This is a genomic window from Vibrio sp., from assembly GCF_048266485.1.
Taxonomy (GTDB): Bacteria; Pseudomonadota; Gammaproteobacteria; order Enterobacterales; family Vibrionaceae; genus Vibrio.
Window position 1 is genome coordinate 1 of sequence record NZ_JBLWZK010000018.1, and the last position, 16,114, is coordinate 16,114.

General features: G+C 41.3%; 16 protein-coding genes. 3 read left to right on the forward strand and 13 right to left on the reverse strand.

The window, feature by feature from the left end; genetic code table 11:
- Positions 1-392: 392 nt before the first annotated feature.
- From fre to trxA, 6 genes are all read right to left on the reverse strand, one after another.
- Positions 393-1,106: an NAD(P)H-flavin reductase gene (gene fre / locus ACN0T8_RS14945; protein ID WP_417881419.1), complete on the reverse strand. Its 714-nt coding sequence runs from the start codon at positions 1,104-1,106 to the stop codon at positions 393-395.
- Positions 1,107-1,118: 12 nt separating this feature from the next.
- A complete protein-coding gene (locus ACN0T8_RS14950; protein ID WP_417881420.1) occupies positions 1,119-1,388 on the reverse strand; it encodes a 2Fe-2S iron-sulfur cluster-binding protein in 270 nt (89 codons plus the stop codon).
- Positions 1,378-3,252, reverse strand: a complete 1,875-nt coding sequence (gene ubiD, locus ACN0T8_RS14955) for a 4-hydroxy-3-polyprenylbenzoate decarboxylase (RefSeq protein ID WP_417881421.1) — start codon at positions 3,250-3,252, stop codon at positions 1,378-1,380. Before ubiD ends, ACN0T8_RS14950 begins: the two co-directional genes overlap by 11 nt.
- A 105-nt stretch (positions 3,253-3,357) precedes the next feature.
- A complete protein-coding gene (locus ACN0T8_RS14960; protein ID WP_417881422.1) occupies positions 3,358-4,353 on the reverse strand; it encodes a hypothetical protein in 996 nt (331 codons plus the stop codon).
- Positions 4,354-4,494: 141 nt separating this feature from the next.
- Positions 4,495-5,754 carry a transcription termination factor Rho gene (gene rho, locus ACN0T8_RS14965; RefSeq protein WP_237296489.1) on the reverse strand — a complete coding sequence of 420 codons (1,260 nt, stop codon included), beginning with the start codon at positions 5,752-5,754 and terminating at the stop codon, positions 4,495-4,497.
- Between the two features lie 207 nt (positions 5,755-5,961).
- Positions 5,962-6,288, reverse strand: a complete 327-nt coding sequence (gene trxA / locus ACN0T8_RS14970; protein ID WP_027695437.1) for a thioredoxin TrxA — start codon at positions 6,286-6,288, stop codon at positions 5,962-5,964.
- A gap of 113 nt (positions 6,289-6,401) precedes the next feature.
- On the opposite strand from trxA, the gene rhlB reads away from it, so the two are divergent.
- Both rhlB and gppA read left to right on the forward strand, forming a co-directional pair.
- The gene (rhlB, locus tag ACN0T8_RS14975) at positions 6,402-7,715 is read left to right on the forward strand and encodes an ATP-dependent RNA helicase RhlB (RefSeq protein WP_417881423.1); all 1,314 of its coding nucleotides are present in this window, start codon (positions 6,402-6,404) and stop codon (positions 7,713-7,715) included.
- Between the two features lie 14 nt (positions 7,716-7,729).
- Positions 7,730-9,223 carry a guanosine-5'-triphosphate,3'-diphosphate diphosphatase gene (gene gppA, locus ACN0T8_RS14980; RefSeq protein WP_417881424.1) on the forward strand — a complete coding sequence of 498 codons (1,494 nt, stop codon included), beginning with the start codon at positions 7,730-7,732 and terminating at the stop codon, positions 9,221-9,223.
- Between the two features lie 89 nt (positions 9,224-9,312).
- Here gppA and hemB read toward each other — a convergent pair whose 3' ends face one another.
- Entirely contained in the window at positions 9,313-10,350 is a 1,038-nt protein-coding gene (gene hemB / locus ACN0T8_RS14985; RefSeq protein WP_417881425.1) for a porphobilinogen synthase, read from the reverse strand.
- A gap of 191 nt (positions 10,351-10,541) precedes the next feature.
- Between hemB and ACN0T8_RS14990 the strand changes: the two genes are divergently transcribed.
- The gene (locus tag ACN0T8_RS14990; protein ID WP_417881426.1) at positions 10,542-11,306 is read left to right on the forward strand and encodes a TatD family hydrolase; all 765 of its coding nucleotides are present in this window, start codon (positions 10,542-10,544) and stop codon (positions 11,304-11,306) included.
- A gap of 170 nt (positions 11,307-11,476) precedes the next feature.
- Here ACN0T8_RS14990 and tatC read toward each other — a convergent pair whose 3' ends face one another.
- The 6 genes from tatC to ubiE all read right to left on the reverse strand — a co-directional run bounded on the left by tatC (position 11,477) and on the right by ubiE (position 16,080).
- Positions 11,477-12,238: a twin-arginine translocase subunit TatC gene (tatC, locus tag ACN0T8_RS14995; protein WP_417881427.1), complete on the reverse strand. Its 762-nt coding sequence runs from the start codon at positions 12,236-12,238 to the stop codon at positions 11,477-11,479.
- A 66-nt stretch (positions 12,239-12,304) separates the two neighbouring features.
- Positions 12,305-12,727, reverse strand: coding sequence for a Sec-independent protein translocase protein TatB (tatB, locus tag ACN0T8_RS15000; protein WP_417881428.1), 423 nt, complete (start codon positions 12,725-12,727; stop codon positions 12,305-12,307).
- Positions 12,728-12,730: 3 nt separating this feature from the next.
- The gene (tatA, locus tag ACN0T8_RS15005; RefSeq protein WP_417881429.1) at positions 12,731-12,985 is read right to left on the reverse strand and encodes a Sec-independent protein translocase subunit TatA; all 255 of its coding nucleotides are present in this window, start codon (positions 12,983-12,985) and stop codon (positions 12,731-12,733) included.
- Between the two features lie 57 nt (positions 12,986-13,042).
- Positions 13,043-14,686 (reverse strand): ubiquinone biosynthesis regulatory protein kinase UbiB, encoded by a 1,644-nt coding sequence (ubiB, locus tag ACN0T8_RS15010; RefSeq protein WP_417881430.1) that lies wholly within the window; start codon positions 14,684-14,686, stop codon positions 13,043-13,045.
- On the reverse strand, positions 14,683-15,288 hold the full coding sequence (locus tag ACN0T8_RS15015; protein ID WP_417881431.1) for a ubiquinone biosynthesis accessory factor UbiJ: 606 nt from the start codon (positions 15,286-15,288) through the stop codon (positions 14,683-14,685). Before ACN0T8_RS15015 ends, ubiB begins: the two co-directional genes overlap by 4 nt.
- A 9-nt stretch (positions 15,289-15,297) precedes the next feature.
- Entirely contained in the window at positions 15,298-16,080 is a 783-nt protein-coding gene (gene ubiE / locus ACN0T8_RS15020; RefSeq protein WP_417881432.1) for a bifunctional demethylmenaquinone methyltransferase/2-methoxy-6-polyprenyl-1,4-benzoquinol methylase UbiE, read from the reverse strand.
- Between the last annotated feature and the right edge of the window lie 34 nt (positions 16,081-16,114).

The window sequence follows — 16,114 nt, forward strand, 5'->3', positions numbered from 1 at the left end:
ACGAGTGCCCACACAGATTGATAGGTTTAAATTGTTAAAGAGCGTTGTTCTTATTGAAATCGCTTAATGCGTCTCGTTGAACAGGGCGGCCATTTTAACGATTTAAAAGTTCGTGTCAAACACTTTTTTAAAACTTTTATTTTATTCACTTTAAAAAGTGAAATCAAACTAGCTCAAGGCTATCATCGCAAACCTTTTTGAGAAGGTTTTGACCTCTGACTCGTTGCTGCAGCTAGGCTGCGTACTCCGTGTCAGTGAGGGCGCATTATAGGGAGATCTTTTGGGTTGGCAAGATCTTTTTCGCGTTTTTTTGGATTTTTTTATTGTTCGATTAAAAAAGGAGCTAAAAGCCCCTTTTTTGTATATAAAACTCTCTAATTGACACTTTTCTTCTATATGAAAGCATATGCATCAGCAAACATACGATTTCTCTGTGCTTGCTTACGATCCACAAATTGATCTCGAGCCGCCCCTGCCATTTCAAATCGGCCTGCGATATAAATATCAAAATCGGCTAAAGATTCAAAGTCTTGCTCAATCGCTTGCAGGACATTACCTAGTTTACCTTGCCAATCTTGCTCTTCATTCTCTATCACTGGAACAAAATGAACATTCTTGGTTTGCTGGGCGATTTCTTTTAATTCTTGCATAGCATATAGCTGACTACTATCTTTTCCTCCCCAATATAAATAGATTGGCTGAGTTTTCTTTTGGCTAATGCAATGATCTAGGATTGAACGTACATAACTAAAGCCAGTGCCACCAGCAATCAATAATAGAGAGCGTTCTTGATCTTCTTGTAACCAGGCATCCCCATGTGGGGCATCAATTTGAATATTACTGCCATCCGCATAAGCTTGATTCATTGCCTCTACAACTTCGATAGCATAAGCATTATGTTCTGCAGCGCCGATATGTAATTCTAACTCTCCAGAATGTCGACAAGGGCTATTGGCAATTGAAAATGATCGCTTGTCTTTTTCGCCCATCACTACCATAAGGTATTGTCCAGCTTTAAACGACACTGGCGCTTCCGGATGTAATAAAATACGAAATGTGTTACTTGCTAATGGTTCGATGGACTTTACTTTACATTCAATGGTCATGATTTCCTCTTGTCACTCTTCAAATGTCAAAATTAAGTGACTCTTTGCGTATGCTTGGCATGGGAATATCCAACCCAGCTGCCTTTCTTGATTTGTCAGCATAGGTTGCAATTGATATTCCACTTCACCTTCGATCTTTTTACAGAGACAAGTCATACATGCTCCAACTTTACATCTAAACGGTAGCATGATGCCTCGCTCTATTGCGGCAGATAATATGGTTTGCCCTGAATCACAGGTAAACTCTATATTGCTAGGTTTAATTATTACCTTATAAGTCATCTGGGATAATGATACCTAGATCATTCCAGATACTGTCTATTCTTTTCACCAATTGAGAATCTTTAATAATTGGCGTTCCCCACTCTCTTGTCACTTCATCAGCAAACTTATTAGTGGCATCAAGTCCCATCATCGATCCTTTCTCTCTATTTAACATTAGCGTATCTCGTGAAGGATCCATACGAGTGGTGATCGCCCATATCACATCATTCCAATCAGAGATATCAACATCACCATCACAAATAATGACAAATTTAAGATCGATCTTCTCTTGCAAAAGATCTTGTAATTTATTGATGAGAGCAAATCCCTGGCCAGTTTGGCTCTTTTCCATTTTGACTATCATCATTTGATAAGAATTATCTTGGATAGGGAAATGTAAATTGGTGATTTCTGGTATCTGCTGATATAGATTCGCTACATCATCTTGAGTTAATTTCAGCAAACCCGTGTTATTTAGCGCATTATTCGACTTATCGGCTTCTATTTCAGTTGGCCACTTCTTGGTAATGTCCATTCCCATTTTTGATCCCAAGCCAACAATTGGCGAAGCAAAATCAAGAGAATCAATCGGAGTATTATCGATAAACAAAGTATCCCTTTGCGGTTGCATATTTTCAACCATCGCTTGCGCCACACTACTCCACTCTCGAGCATTAATGTCTTCATCACACACTAAAACATACTTGGTGTACATAAACTGACGCAGAAAAGACCACACCCCCATCATGACTCTTTTGGCATGACCAGGATATTGTTTCTTCATCGTCACCACAGCCATGCGATATGAACAGCCTTCCGGCGGTAAATAAAAATCGATAATTTCAGGAAATTGTTTTTGAAGAATAGGCACAAAAACTTCATTTAATGCTACGCCTAATACCGCAGGTTCATCCGGTGGACGCCCAGTATAAGTACTATGATAAATCGCATCTTCACGCATCGTAATATGAGTAATAGTAAACACATGATGCTTTTCTGGTTCGTTATAATAACCAGTATGATCGCCGTAAGGACCTTCATCAGCAAATTCTTGCGGGTCGATATAACCTTCAAGTACCAACTCTGCACTCGCTGGAATATCAAGATCATTAGTCAGTGACTTTATTACCTCTGTTTTACTTCCTCTAAGTAATCCTGCAAAAGCATATTCAGACAAAGTATCTGGTACAGGCGTGACCGCACCTAGTACTGTCGCGGGATCAGAACCAAATGCAACCGAGACAGGGAAAGGTTTTCCCGGATATTTTTCCATCCAATCACGTAAGTCTAGCGCTCCGCCTCGATGAGCTAACCAGCGCATGATAATTTTATTCTTGGCAATTTTTTGCTGACGATAAATGCCTAGATTTTGACGCTTTTTATTTGGACCTTTCGTGATGGTTAAGCCCCAAGTTAATAGCGGAGCAACATCACCAGACCAACAGCTCATTACTGGAATTTTATCGAGATCAACCTGATCGCCCTGCCAGACAATTTTTTGGCAAGCAGCCGTTCGCAACCTTTTTACCGGCATATTTAATACTTGTTTAAATAACGGCAGTTTTGAAAAAGCATCTTTAAAGCCCTTTGGTGGCTCAGGTTCTTTTAAGAAAGCGAGCAATTTACCCACTTCACGTAATTCATTAACGTCTGTTCTTCCCATACCGATTGCCACACGTTCAGCGGTGCCAAACAAGTTAGTCAATACTGGCATGTCGTAACCAATAGGGTTTTCAAATAACAAGGCAGGGCCACCAGCTCGTAAAGTACGATCACTGATTTCTGTCATTTCATAATGAGGATCAACAGGATGAGAAATTCGCTTGAGTAAGCCATTCGTTTCCAAATGCTCAATGAAGTCACGTAAATCTTTAAAACTCATAACCTTTCCACTGGCTGCATGCGATGGCGGACATTATATACACAACAAAGACAATATGCATGAGCTCTCAAAGTAAAATCACAATCATTATCATTAAATTTATGGCTATTCTATCGCAGCGATTGATTTGAGTAATGCTTGTGATTGACTCACTTGCCCAGATTTAAGCAATGAGACCAACCAGTCATAGTGCTCACTTTCAGATAGCGTTTGTGCCACCAATAAACCATCACCTGAATGATTCAACCGTTCAATAAGAAAAGTTTGCACACTTTCAGGCATTAACTTCATGTTAGTGAGTTGTTTTAACGCAATGGGTTTTATCGCTGGGTTGTGCGTCGCATTCATAACTTGCTGCAATGAAAATGGATCCGCTTGTTGAGCTAAGCGTTGAATTTCCTTAAAGCTATGATCATCACCTTTCATTTTCCACAGTAAATTATAAAGCCGTTCATCCTTAGTTAATTGAGCCAATTTAATAATAATCGGCGTTGTGGGTAGCCACTTTAGACTATTACCAACCAATTGATTGGAGAGAAACTGTAAAGCTTGAGGAGAAAGACTATCGGCCTCACTGATAAATAGTGCTTCTTTTTGTCTCACTTGATAATCGTCACCTTTCAGCCAATTGGAGAGTTGCAATTGGTTATTTTCAGCTCCAATAATAAAATCGAGGGTAGTTTGATCTTGTTTCCAATGATTAATTAAACGGTTGGCCACCAACGAAGCATTAAAAGCTGGAAGCGTTACACTATAACCCTCACCAGATTCTGAATATTGGTAGAGTGGCTGACGAGTTTGGTGAGATTGAATGAAAATAGCCAAGCGAGGACTCAGCACCAAGCGCGTGTCTTCTAATTTTTTTAAAAAGAGGTAGCGCACCACTTCTTGCCTAGGCATAGGCATACTATCCAATGACGTTTGGATTTCGGGAACTTGGTCTTGCAAAGCTAATTGATAGATCTGCTCTACCGAAGATTGAACCTTAGGGTTAGTTAACCAAGATGTGACTTCATTGTGAGTCATCTCACTTGCTTGTACCCATTGCCCATTAAGCACAATATTCAGCAGAAAAATAATCGCTAACATCCGATGTCGCATTTTGTTTTCCTGTATTGAAAATCGAGGTCATCCTAACCTCTATCAATATGGTGCAAGTAAATTATCTTTTAGACAATAAAAATCACCGCCCAATGTGAGCGGTGATAGTCTTTATTCGTAGATCAACGACAAACTCAGAATTTACTGACGGCGCATCGCGTCAAAAAATTCATTATTGGTTTTGGTCATTGCCAATTTATCAATCAGGAATTCCATTGCATCTGTTTCACTCATAGGGTGAACAATTTTACGTAGGATCCACATTTTTTGTAGTTCATCCGATTTAGTTAGCAATTCTTCACGACGAGTACCTGAACGGTTAAAATCGATAGCTGGGAAGACACGTTTTTCCGCAATCTTACGGTTTAGGTGTAATTCCATGTTACCTGTACCTTTAAATTCTTCGTAGATAACTTCATCCATTTTAGAGCCAGTATCAACTAATGCTGTTGCGATAATCGTTAAACTACCACCTTCTTCAACATTACGAGCCGCACCGAAGAAACGCTTAGGACGGTGTAGTGCATTGGCATCCACACCACCCGTCAGAATTTTACCTGATGAAGGGACAACCGTGTTATAGGCACGCGCTAGACGAGTAATCGAATCAAGCAGAATAATGACATCTTTTTTATGCTCAACTAGACGCTTGGCTTTTTCAATCACCATTTCAGCCACTTGAACGTGACGAGATGCTGGCTCATCAAAAGTCGAAGCAATCACTTCACCTTTTACTAAGCGCTGCATTTCGGTTACTTCTTCAGGACGCTCATCGATAAGTAATACCATCAACTCACACTCAGGATGATTGTGGGCAATACTTTGTGCAATATTTTGCAGCAGCATCGTCTTACCCGCTTTTGGCGGAGCAACAATCAGGCCACGTTGACCTTTACCAATTGGAGATGCTAAATCTAAAACACGAGCCGTAATATCTTCCGTTGAACCATTACCACGCTCCATCACCATGCGTTCATTCGCATGTAAAGGGGTTAAGTTTTCGAAAAGGATTTTATTGCGGGCGTTATCAGGACGATCATGGTTAACGGTGTTGACTTTAAGGAGAGCAAAGTAACGTTCACCATCTTTTGGTGGTCGAATCTTTCCGGCTACTGAGTCACCAGTACGTAAATTAAAACGACGAATTTGACTTGGAGAAACATAAATATCATCAGGGCCGGCTAAATATGAGCTGTCTGATGAACGTAGGAAGCCAAAACCATCTTGTAAAATCTCTAAGACCCCATCGCCAAAAATATCTTCACCACCTTTGGCATGCGCTTTAAGGATGGAAAAAATGATGTCTTGTTTTCGTAAACGGGCTAAGTTTTCCAAACCTAGGCTTTCACCAAGCGCGACAAGCTCAGATACAGGTCTGTTTTTCAGTTCTGTTAGGTTCATAGTGGTGGATGCTTTTTTTGTCAAAATAGGATTCTGTTGGTTGTTTAATAAGATATGTTTGACCTATAGGAACGGCCAAGAAATGAACATTTGTGTATTTAACGTGCGTTAAATTATCATTAAAGTAAAGACTAGTCTAGCTTTATAAAATAACAAAACCGCCTATAAGCTATTTATATGCGGTTAAGTTTATCATTTTATCGATGCTTATAAATTAGCATCTAAAAACTCTTTCAATTGAGTCTTTGATAACGCACCAACTTTAGTTGCAGCAACACCACCATCTTTAAAAAGAAGTAATGTAGGAATACCACGGATACCAAACTTTGGTGGCGTGCCAGAGTTTTGATCGATGTTCAATTTACCAATGGTGAGTTTGCCTTCATATTCATCAGCAATTTCATCAAGAATTGGGGCGATCATTTTACAAGGACCACACCATTCTGCCCAGAAATCTACTAGAACTGGACCAGCAGCTTTGATTACATCATTTTCGAAACCTTCATCAGAAAGCTGCATAATCTTGTCACTCATCTTCCACTCCAATATATATTTTTATGCTCTGGTTGGATGATAACCAGCAATTAGATTCCCTATTTGAATGGATTTACTTTCGTATTGCAAGCTTAAGCTGATATTCTATAGCAATGAAAAAGACACACATCACAGAGCAAAAATTCGCCGACTTGGATTTATTACCCCAAGTCATTGAAGGATTGGAAAAAAAAGGGTTCGAATACTGTACCCCTATCCAAGCCTTGGCGTTGCCGGTACTGCTCACCGGCCAAGACATTGCAGGCCAGGCCCAAACGGGTACAGGTAAAACGCTCGCGTTTCTTACTGCTACTTTTAATCATTTGCTCAAAACAGCCGAGCCAGAAGGACGTGCCAAATCACACCCTAGAGCGATTATTATGGCGCCTACTCGTGAGCTAGCCATCCAAATCTATAACGATGCGGAAGGCTTAATTGCTAGCACAGGCCTAAAAGCAGGCTTAGCTTACGGTGGTGAGAGTTACGAGAAGCAGCACGCTAAACTACAAAATGGCGTCGATATATTGATTGGTACTTGTGGCCGAATCATTGATTTCTACAAGCAAAAAGTATTTAGCTTAAATAGCATTCAAGCAGTGGTACTGGATGAAGCCGATCGCATGTTCGATTTAGGCTTTATTAAGGACATTCGCTTTTTATTCCGTCGTATGCCAGAGCCAAGTGATCGCCTAAACATGCTGTTTTCTGCCACGCTATCTTACCGAGTGCAAGAATTAGCATTTGAGCATATGCATAACCCAGAACATGTGGTCGTCGAAGCCGAACAAAAAACCGGCCATCGTATTAAAGAAGAATTATTCTACCCTTCCAACGAACATAAAATGGCGCTGCTACAAACGCTTATCGAAGAAGATTGGCCCGAACGTGCGATTATTTTTGCGAATACTAAACATAAATGTGAAGCCGTTTGGGGTAGCTTAGCGGCAGATGGGCATCGTGTAGGCTTATTAACAGGTGATGTTCCTCAGAAAAAACGTGAACGTATTCTAGAAGAATTTACTCGCGGTGACGTGGATTTCCTAGTTGCAACCGATGTTGCTGCTCGTGGTCTGCACATCCCAGCAGTGACTCACGTGTATAACTTTGATCTACCTGATGATTGTGAAGATTATGTACACCGTATCGGTCGTACTGGTCGTGCAGGCGCAAGCGGCAAATCAATCAGCTTTGCCTGTGAACAATATGCGGTAAACCTACCAGGAATTGAAGAATATATTGAACACACAATTCCTATGTCGGAATACGACGCAGAAGCACTGTTAACCGATTTACCACCACCAATACGTTTACAACGCCGTCCGCAAACTAACCGTAGAACCAATACCGGTGGCTCTCGTAATTCAAACCGTAATAATGGTTCTCGCAATAATACTCGTCGCCCGCGTCAACCGCGTAACCCTAGCTAAGGTATGATTGATTTATGAGTAATGCAGTTTCATCCCCTTTATATGCTGTGATTGATTTAGGCTCTAATAGCTTCCATATGTTAGTCACCCGTCATATTGATGGTTGCGTGCAAACCATGGCAAAAATCAAACGTAAAGTTCGCTTGGCTAATGGATTAGATCAAAATAATCAGTTAAGTCAAGAAGCCATGCAAAGAGGATGGGACTGTTTAAGCTTATTTGCTGAGCGTTTGCAAGATATTCCAACCAATAATATTCGTATTGTAGGGACTGCAGCTCTTCGCTCAGCAACTAATGTTGATGTGTTTGTCAAAAAAGCGAATCAAATTCTAGGCCACCCTGTTGCAATCATTTCAGGAGAAGAAGAAGCGGCGACTATATATAAAGGTGTAGCGCATACTTCTGGTGGGCTAGGTCATCGTTTGGTGGTCGATATTGGTGGCGCCAGTACTGAACTCATTATTGGTCGTGAGTTTGATGCTAAAGCTCTAGTGAGTCTACCAATGGGCTGTGTTACCTGGCTGGATCACTACTTTCACGATCGCCAATTAACTCAACAAAATTTTGAACAAGCTATTTTGGCGGCAAAATCTACTCTAGAACCAATTTTGCAGAAATACACCACTCTAGGTTGGGATGTTTGTGTTGGTGCGAGCGGTACGGTTCAAGCACTGCAAGAGATCATGTTGGCTCAAGGTATGGATGAGATCATTACCTTAGCTAAATTAAAGCGACTACAGAAACAAGCCATGATGGCTTCTCATTTAGAAGAGCTAGAAATTGATGGCTTAACACTAGAGCGTGCTTTAGTTTTCCCTAGTGGCTTATCAATCTTAATCGCAATATTTGAAAGCTTAAATATTGAATCGATGACATTAGCGGGCGGCGCATTACGTGAAGGGTTAGCTTATGAAATGATCGGTGAAATGCGCCAATCTAATATTCGTCAACGCACGATTTCCAGCGTGCAACAGCGTTACCAGGTTGATGTTCAATATGGTGTTCAAGTGGCGGATGTCGCAATGCAATTGCTGCAGCAATGTGGCCATCAGCAATGGATCCCAGAAGCCCAAGCAGAATTTTTATTACATTCTGCAGCAGAATTACATGAGATCGGTTTAAGCATTGATTTCAAAAAAGGCGGAGAACACGGTGCCTATCTACTCCAACACCTCAACCTTCCCGGTTTTACTCGTGCACAAAAACACTTTCTTGCTGAACTAGTAAGACGCTACCGTGATTCGCTATCATCTCTACCAGAGCAACATGCGCTATCAGGGCAAAGCAGTAAGCGCCTACTACGCCTGCTACGCTTATCGGTTCTACTCACACACCGTAGAAGCACTCAGATTCAACCTAAATTTGCACTAACTGCTCAAGATGATCATTTGACTCTAGCAATGGACAGCGACTGGTTGAAAAACAATCCATTAACTCAAACTGAACTAGAAATTGAAGCTAACCGCCAAACAGATATTGGCTGGCCATTAACCATTACTAGCTTGTAAAACTCTCCACAACAAAATTCTTTCTATAAAAATGGGAGTCTATTTTCAGGCTCCCATTTTTTATTTAATTTTAACGACTACCGCCAAGGCTAATCTTCGACTTGATCGGCAGAGATATTATCTTGCGCTAACCATTCAGCGACATCTTTAGCAAAATAAGTCAAAATACCATCGGCACCTGCACGCTTAAAACACAATAGAGATTCCATCACCGTTTCTTTTTCTTTTAACCAACCATTTTGAATCGCCGCTTTATGCATCGCATACTCACCAGATACTTGATAAGCAAACGTCGGTACTTGAAGCTCAGTTTTTACTCGGCGAACTACATCTAGGTATGGCATGCCAGGTTTCACCATCACCATGTCGGCACCTTCATTAATATCCATCGCCACTTCATGCAACGCTTCATCACTGTTAGCCGGATCCATCTGGTAGTTTTTCTTATCTGCGCCTTTCAAGTTACTGGTAGAGCCGACAGCATCGCGGAACGGGCCATAGTAATTAGAAGCATACTTAGCAGAATACGCCATAATTTGCGTATGAATATGGCCGGATTTTTCCAGCGCTTCACGGATTTTACCAATACGTCCATCCATCATATCCGATGGCGCGACTACATCCGCCCCCGCTGCCGCATGCGACAATGCCTGCTTAACTAACACTTCTGTGGTTTCTTCATTAAGCACATAACCATCTTTATCGATAATGCCATCTTGGCCATGGGTCGTGTATGGGTCGAGCGCAACATCAGTGATCACACCAATATCTGGCACATGCTCTTTTAATGCGCGTACCGCACGTTGCACTAATCCTTCCGGGTTATGAGCTTCAGCTGCACATAATGATTTAGCGTCCTGATTCACGACAGGAAATAGCGCAATCGCAGGCACACCTAATTTGGCGAGATAGTCGGCCTCTTCCAATAATAAATCAATGGATAGTCGTTCAACTCCTGGCATGGATTCTACCGCTTCACGACGGTTTTTCCCCATCAATACAAACATCGGATAGATCAGGTCATTGACTGATACTTTATTCTCAGCGACTAAGCGACGACTGAAATCATGCTTACGGATACGACGTAAACGACGACCAGGGAATTGACCTTGAATAGATACTGACACCTTTACTCTCCTTACTGATAGGTTCTATAACTTTGCTATCTCCATCATATCACCCTCGCCATGCCATGAAAGCAAAGAATGTCTCAATCCCTTATGAATTCATAACCGGATGTGATCTTAACTACTGTGTCATTTATGCCCCAGTCACTTAGGTATATACTAAGTGAGTATTCTCCAACTATGAGTTTTTTATGATAGATAGCCATGCGCACATTTATGCCGAAGAATTTGATCAAGACCGTGATGACGTCGTTCAACGCGCTAAAGATATCGGCATAAAGAAAATTTTACTGCCAAATATTGATTTGAATTCAATTGAGCCTATGCTCGCAACGGAAGCCGCCTATCCAGACACTTGTCATTCAATGATGGGATTACACCCTTGTTACGTAAATAACAATATTGAACAAGATTTAGCGACGATTAAAGCATGGTTTGATAAACACAAGTTTATTGCAGTAGGTGAAATTGGTATTGATTTGTATTGGGATAAAACCTTCCAAGCGGAACAAGAATTCGCCTTTCGCGAACAGTTAAAATGGGCTAAGGAACTAAAATTACCGGTAGTGATCCATACTCGAGATTCCATCGACCAAACACTACGTATTTTATCTCAAGAACAAGATGGCACATTAACGGGTGTCTTTCATTGCTTTGGTGGCTCAGTCGAACAAGCCAACGCGATTAACGACCTCGGTTTCCATTTAGGGATTGGTGGCGTATCTACTTTCAAAAATGGAGGGATGGATAAAGTTATCCCTGAGCTTAATCTTGATTACCTTCTTTTGGAAACAGACTGCCCTTATTTAGCACCAACCCCGCATCGTGGTAAGCGAAATGAACCGTCGTTTATGCAATTAGTAGCACAACGTATTGCGGACTTAAAAGAGATGCCGGTCTCGCAAGTGTGTGATATTACCGATCGTAATACTGGAACCTTATTTAAACTAAAATAGCAATCGCATCATCGATTGATACTAAAATGTTTCACATGAAACCATAAAAAACGCAGCCACCTTTATCATAAAAATAATTGGCTGCGTTTTTCGATCTTAGCGATAATACCAATCACACTAATTAGATGAGCAGATAATTAGTACGATTGGTATAAGGTTTAGAGTTCCACTTAACCGTCATCGTTATCATTTTGGTTTTCATCCGACTCACCACGCTTGGTATAGAAACGCGAAAAAAATAAACCAATCTCAAACAAAATACACATCGGCACCGCGAGTAAGGTTTGCGACACCATATCCGGTGGTGTCAATAGCATCCCAACAACGAAAGCCACCACGATAATATACGGTCTTTTCTGAGCCAAAGATTTTGCATCTGTCGCGCCAGTCCAGCACAACAAAATAATCGCAACTGGCACTTCAAAAGCAATACCAAATGCCATGAATAGCGAAAGGACGAAATCTAGATAACTGGATATATCGGTAGCAAATTCGACACCACCCAATGAAATCGCGGTAAAGAACCCAAAGATCAGTGGGAAAACCACAAAGTAAGCAAACGCAACACCAGCATAGAACAGCAAAGAGCTAGAAAAGAGTAATGGCGCGATCAAGCGACGCTCGTGCTTATATAAGCCTGGCGCAACAAACGCCCATATTTGATAAAGTACCAAAGGTACAGCAACGAATACTGAAGCGACCAAGGTAAGTTTAAGTGGTGTAAAAAATGGCGAAGCAACATCGGTTGCGATCATACTTGCGCCTTCAGGCAAGCGATCAATTAATGGTGCGGAAACAAATTCATAGATATTACTAGAAAACCAAACCAGACCAACAAAGACCACTAAAACAGATGCAATCGCTTTTAAGATTCGGTTTCTCAGCTCAATCAGGTGGGAAATTAATGGCTGAGTTTGTTCTTGAGTGGACATGTGAACCTCTTGATAACACGCTAACTCACTGAAGATAACCAGTGAGTAGCAAAGAAAAACAGGGAGTTAAGCTTTTTTGTCGTCAGATGTTTTATTCTCATCGATAGAACTTACATCTTTCATGATGCGGTTCTCTTCCGATAGATATTCATCTGTCGAACTAGAAGGCGTTGTAGTAGAGGTAGGTTCAGATTCTTTAGCGTAAGGTCGCTGCACATCTTGAGCGGCTTTTTTTAGCTCTTCAATAGAAGATTGCAGCTCCGGAGAGAGATCTTTCATCCCCATATTTTCAGCCTTACGTAAATTATCTTGCAGCTCTTGTATTTTGAGCTCTTGGGATAATTCATCTTTCACATTGTTCGCCATCGTTTTTGCAGTGTGAACAAACTTGCTCACACTACGTATCGCGACCGGTAAACGCTCTGGTCCTAAAACAACAAGTGCGACAACCGATATTAATACCAGCTCCCAAAAACCGATATCAAACACAGATTAGCCCTGCTCTTTTTCTTTTTTAGTGTCAGTTTCTACACTTGCATCCACTTTGTTTTGATCAAGCGATTTCGCTTCAAAATCCGCATCTTTTGATTCAGTTTTTTTCTCTGCATCTTCTTCGCTCATCGCTTTTTTAAAGCCTTTTACCGCAGAGCCTAAATCACCACCAATACCACGTAGTTTTTTAGTACCAAATAACAACACAACGATGACTGCAATAATCAAAAGTTGCCAAATACTGATTCCGCCCATTTGTTTTACCTCGGGTCAAATAAAAAGAAACACATACTAATGTGCCAAATTTACGATTTAATTACGGTAGATTCGCCAACTCGCGAGCCAAAATATAGCTCCCACAATAACAAACCCACCAGACAATTGATGATGCCAATCCGTTACACTTAACTGCAATATGGCAGAGCATACGACTAATGTCGCGCCAATGCCAAATAAAAACTTACTTGTCGTCTGTTTTCGCTTACTCGCCGAATATAGGGCAAAGTAACGTGCTACATTTTGATCTAAGTCACGCCCACGTTTTAAAGTTTCGTAGAGTAACTCTGGCAACTCAGGTAATTTTTCTGCCCATAGTGGTGCTTTGTCTTTCACTGCATTCAATATTGCTTTCGGCCCTACTTGCTCCATCATCCATTTCTCTAAGAAAGGCTTGGCGGTTTGCCACAAATCAAGTTGTGGGTATAGTTGACGACCTAGTCCTTCGATATAAAGTAATGTCTTTTGTAGAAGTACTAATTGTGGCTGCACCTCCATATTAAATCGACGTGCTGTATTGAATAAGTTTAGCAATACATGACCAAAGGAGATGTCGCATAATGGTTTAGCGAAAATAGGCTCACACACGGTCCGAATAGCTGCTTCAAAATCAATAAGATTTGTATCGGCAGGCACCCACCCAGAATCAACATGCAATTCAGCCACGCGTCGGTAGTCTCGGTTAAAGAAGGCTAAAAAGTTTTCGGCTAAATAACGCTTATCTTCATTATTGAGCGTGCCGACAATCCCGCAGTCTAAACCAATCCACAAGGGATCTTCCGGTGTCTCCCAAGAAACAAACACATTACCTGGATGCATATCAGCATGAAAAAAGCTGTCACGAAACACCTGAGTAAAAAAGACACTTACGCCTTTCTCGGCAAGAAGTTTCATGTTGGTGCCGTTTTTGGCTAGTCCATCGAGATCCGACACTTGGATACCATAAATTCGCTCAGAGACCATTAAATGCTCAGAGCTAAAATCCATTAATACATCCGGAACATAGAGATCTTTACTGTCGGAAAAATTACGGCGCAGCTGCAATGCATTGGCCGCTTCCATACGCAGGTCTAGCTCACTGAGCAAGGTTCTTTCGTATTCTTCAACTACTTCAACCGGTTTTAATCGACGTGCATCTGGCATAAATCGAGCAACAATTCTCGCCATGCGGTACATCAATTTTAAGTCTGCTTCGATAACCGGGCGAATATCGGGGCGAATAACCTTAAGAACGACTTCTTGGCCAGTCTCTTTTACCTTCGCGGTATGCACTTGGGCAATCGATGCAGAAGCAAGCGGCGTAATATCAAAATCATTAAACCATTGCTCTAATGGTCCACCCAATGACTTTTCAATCTGTTGCTTCGCCAATTCACCATCAAATGGGTTCACTTTATCTTGTAATAAGGCTAAAGGATCGGCGATGTAATCAGGAAATAAATCACGGCGAGTCGACATCATCTGACCGAACTTAATCCAAACCGGACCTAATTCTTGTAACGCGAGTCGCAAGCGTTGACCCACTTCTTTATCTTGATGTTTTTTACGGATCCAGAATAAAAGTTTAATCAGGCGACGAGGCATTTTTACCAATTGATGTTCAGGTAAAAGTTCATCTAGTCCGTATTCTAATTGAATTTTGATAATGCGATATAAACGTCTTACTTCACCTAACGTCATAACTTCGCCACCAATCTCTCTAAACGTTGTTCGATGACTGACACTGAACCGGCCAGCTCATCAACTTGATCGCAGAAGTAAGCAACTTCAAGCGCATTAGGAGCAATTTTCCACTCTTGAGTAACCACTGTACCCAACCTTCTTTGTTGGTTCTGCAATCCTTGTTTAAGCCATTCAGCTTGATTCTTAGCACCTTGCACTACGGTATGAGCGACAACATCTCCAGTTGCACGAGATAGCCACTCTTCCGGATCCGGCTTAATGTCGGTCATCAGTTGGGAGAACTTTTGTGCTAATTGAATATCACCTTCTAGGACTAACTTGTCTTGCTTAATTAAACGCGTGATATTGGATTGATCTTTTAATTCAGGCAGTACTGCTAACTTTAAACTCAAGTAACAATCCGGCTCAGCTTCATAATGACTAAGTACATCAACCTGGTGACTAAACACAAAAATCAGTTGACGATCGAGTTCTTGTATATGAACTTTGATCACCTTACCTTTTAAACGAGCGACCTGCTTTTGATGTTCAGGCGCGTCGAGAATTAAACGGTTTAATGTGGTTTCAATAATCCCTGTCACCAATGGTTCAAATGGCATACTTATTCCTTAAAACTTATATCCGCGATGCAAGGCAACGATACCGCCAGTCAAATTAAAGTATTTAGTTTGCTCAAAACCCGCGTCTTCCATCATGCCTTTTAATGTTTCTTGATCTGGATGCATACGGATGGATTCAGCTAAGTAGCGGTAGCTATCGGCATCATTGGCCACAAACTCACCAATTTTAGGCAGTAAATGGAAAGAGTATAAATCGTAGACTTTCGATAATGCTTCAACTTTCGGCTTCGAAAACTCAAGTACCAATAAGCGACCACCGGGCTTTAACACTCGGAACATAGAGCGCAGCGCTTTGTCTTTGTCTGTCACATTACGTAAACCAAAACTGATGGTAATGCAATCAAAATGATCATCAGGGAAAGGAAGCTCTTCTGCATTGGCTTGCACGTAATGAACATTGCCGACAATACCGATATCACGCAGCTTATCGCGGCCAACATTGAGCATAGAGTTATTAATATCAGCCAATATAACTTCGCCAGTATCACCAACTATACGTGAAAACTTAGCGGTTAGGTCACCAGTACCACCAGCAAGATCAAGCACCTTGTGTCCAGGACGAACACCACTACAATCAATCGTGAAGCGCTTCCATAAACGGTGAATACCACCCGACATTAAGTCATTCATGATGTCGTATTTAGCGGCCACCGAATGAAAGACTTCTGCAACCTTTTCAACTTTTTGCTCTTTTGCTACGGTTGAAAACCCAAAGTGCGTGGTTTCAGTTTGCGAGTCAGAACTGTCTGCATGTACTGGCTTATCTGTCATGTTTTCTATTACTCCAACGTTGACACAGATGTGC

Excerpts from the sequence above, each read along its gene's own strand:
- tatA (WP_417881429.1), bottom strand. The coding sequence starts at position 12,985 with ATGGGCGGAATCAGTATTTGGCAACTTTTGATTATTGCAGTCATCGTT.
- gppA (WP_417881424.1), top strand. The coding sequence starts at position 7,730 with ATGAGTAATGCAGTTTCATCCCCTTTATATGCTGTGATTGATTTAGGC.
- rhlB (WP_417881423.1), top strand. The coding sequence starts at position 6,402 with ATGAAAAAGACACACATCACAGAGCAAAAATTCGCCGACTTGGATTTA.
- ACN0T8_RS14960 (WP_417881422.1), bottom strand. The coding sequence starts at position 4,353 with ATGCGACATCGGATGTTAGCGATTATTTTTCTGCTGAATATTGTGCTT.
- ubiE (WP_417881432.1), bottom strand. The coding sequence starts at position 16,080 with ATGACAGATAAGCCAGTACATGCAGACAGTTCTGACTCGCAAACTGAA.
- ACN0T8_RS14990 (WP_417881426.1), top strand. The coding sequence starts at position 10,542 with ATGATAGATAGCCATGCGCACATTTATGCCGAAGAATTTGATCAAGAC.
- ACN0T8_RS15015 (WP_417881431.1), bottom strand. The coding sequence starts at position 15,288 with ATGCCATTTGAACCATTGGTGACAGGGATTATTGAAACCACATTAAAC.
- ubiB (WP_417881430.1), bottom strand. The coding sequence starts at position 14,686 with ATGACGTTAGGTGAAGTAAGACGTTTATATCGCATTATCAAAATTCAA.
- rho (WP_237296489.1), bottom strand. The coding sequence starts at position 5,754 with ATGAACCTAACAGAACTGAAAAACAGACCTGTATCTGAGCTTGTCGCG.
- ubiD (WP_417881421.1), bottom strand. The coding sequence starts at position 3,252 with ATGAGTTTTAAAGATTTACGTGACTTCATTGAGCATTTGGAAACGAAT.
- trxA (WP_027695437.1), bottom strand. The coding sequence starts at position 6,288 with ATGAGTGACAAGATTATGCAGCTTTCTGATGAAGGTTTCGAAAATGAT.
- tatC (WP_417881427.1), bottom strand. The coding sequence starts at position 12,238 with ATGTCCACTCAAGAACAAACTCAGCCATTAATTTCCCACCTGATTGAG.
- ACN0T8_RS14950 (WP_417881420.1), bottom strand. The coding sequence starts at position 1,388 with ATGACTTATAAGGTAATAATTAAACCTAGCAATATAGAGTTTACCTGT.
- fre (WP_417881419.1), bottom strand. The coding sequence starts at position 1,106 with ATGACCATTGAATGTAAAGTAAAGTCCATCGAACCATTAGCAAGTAAC.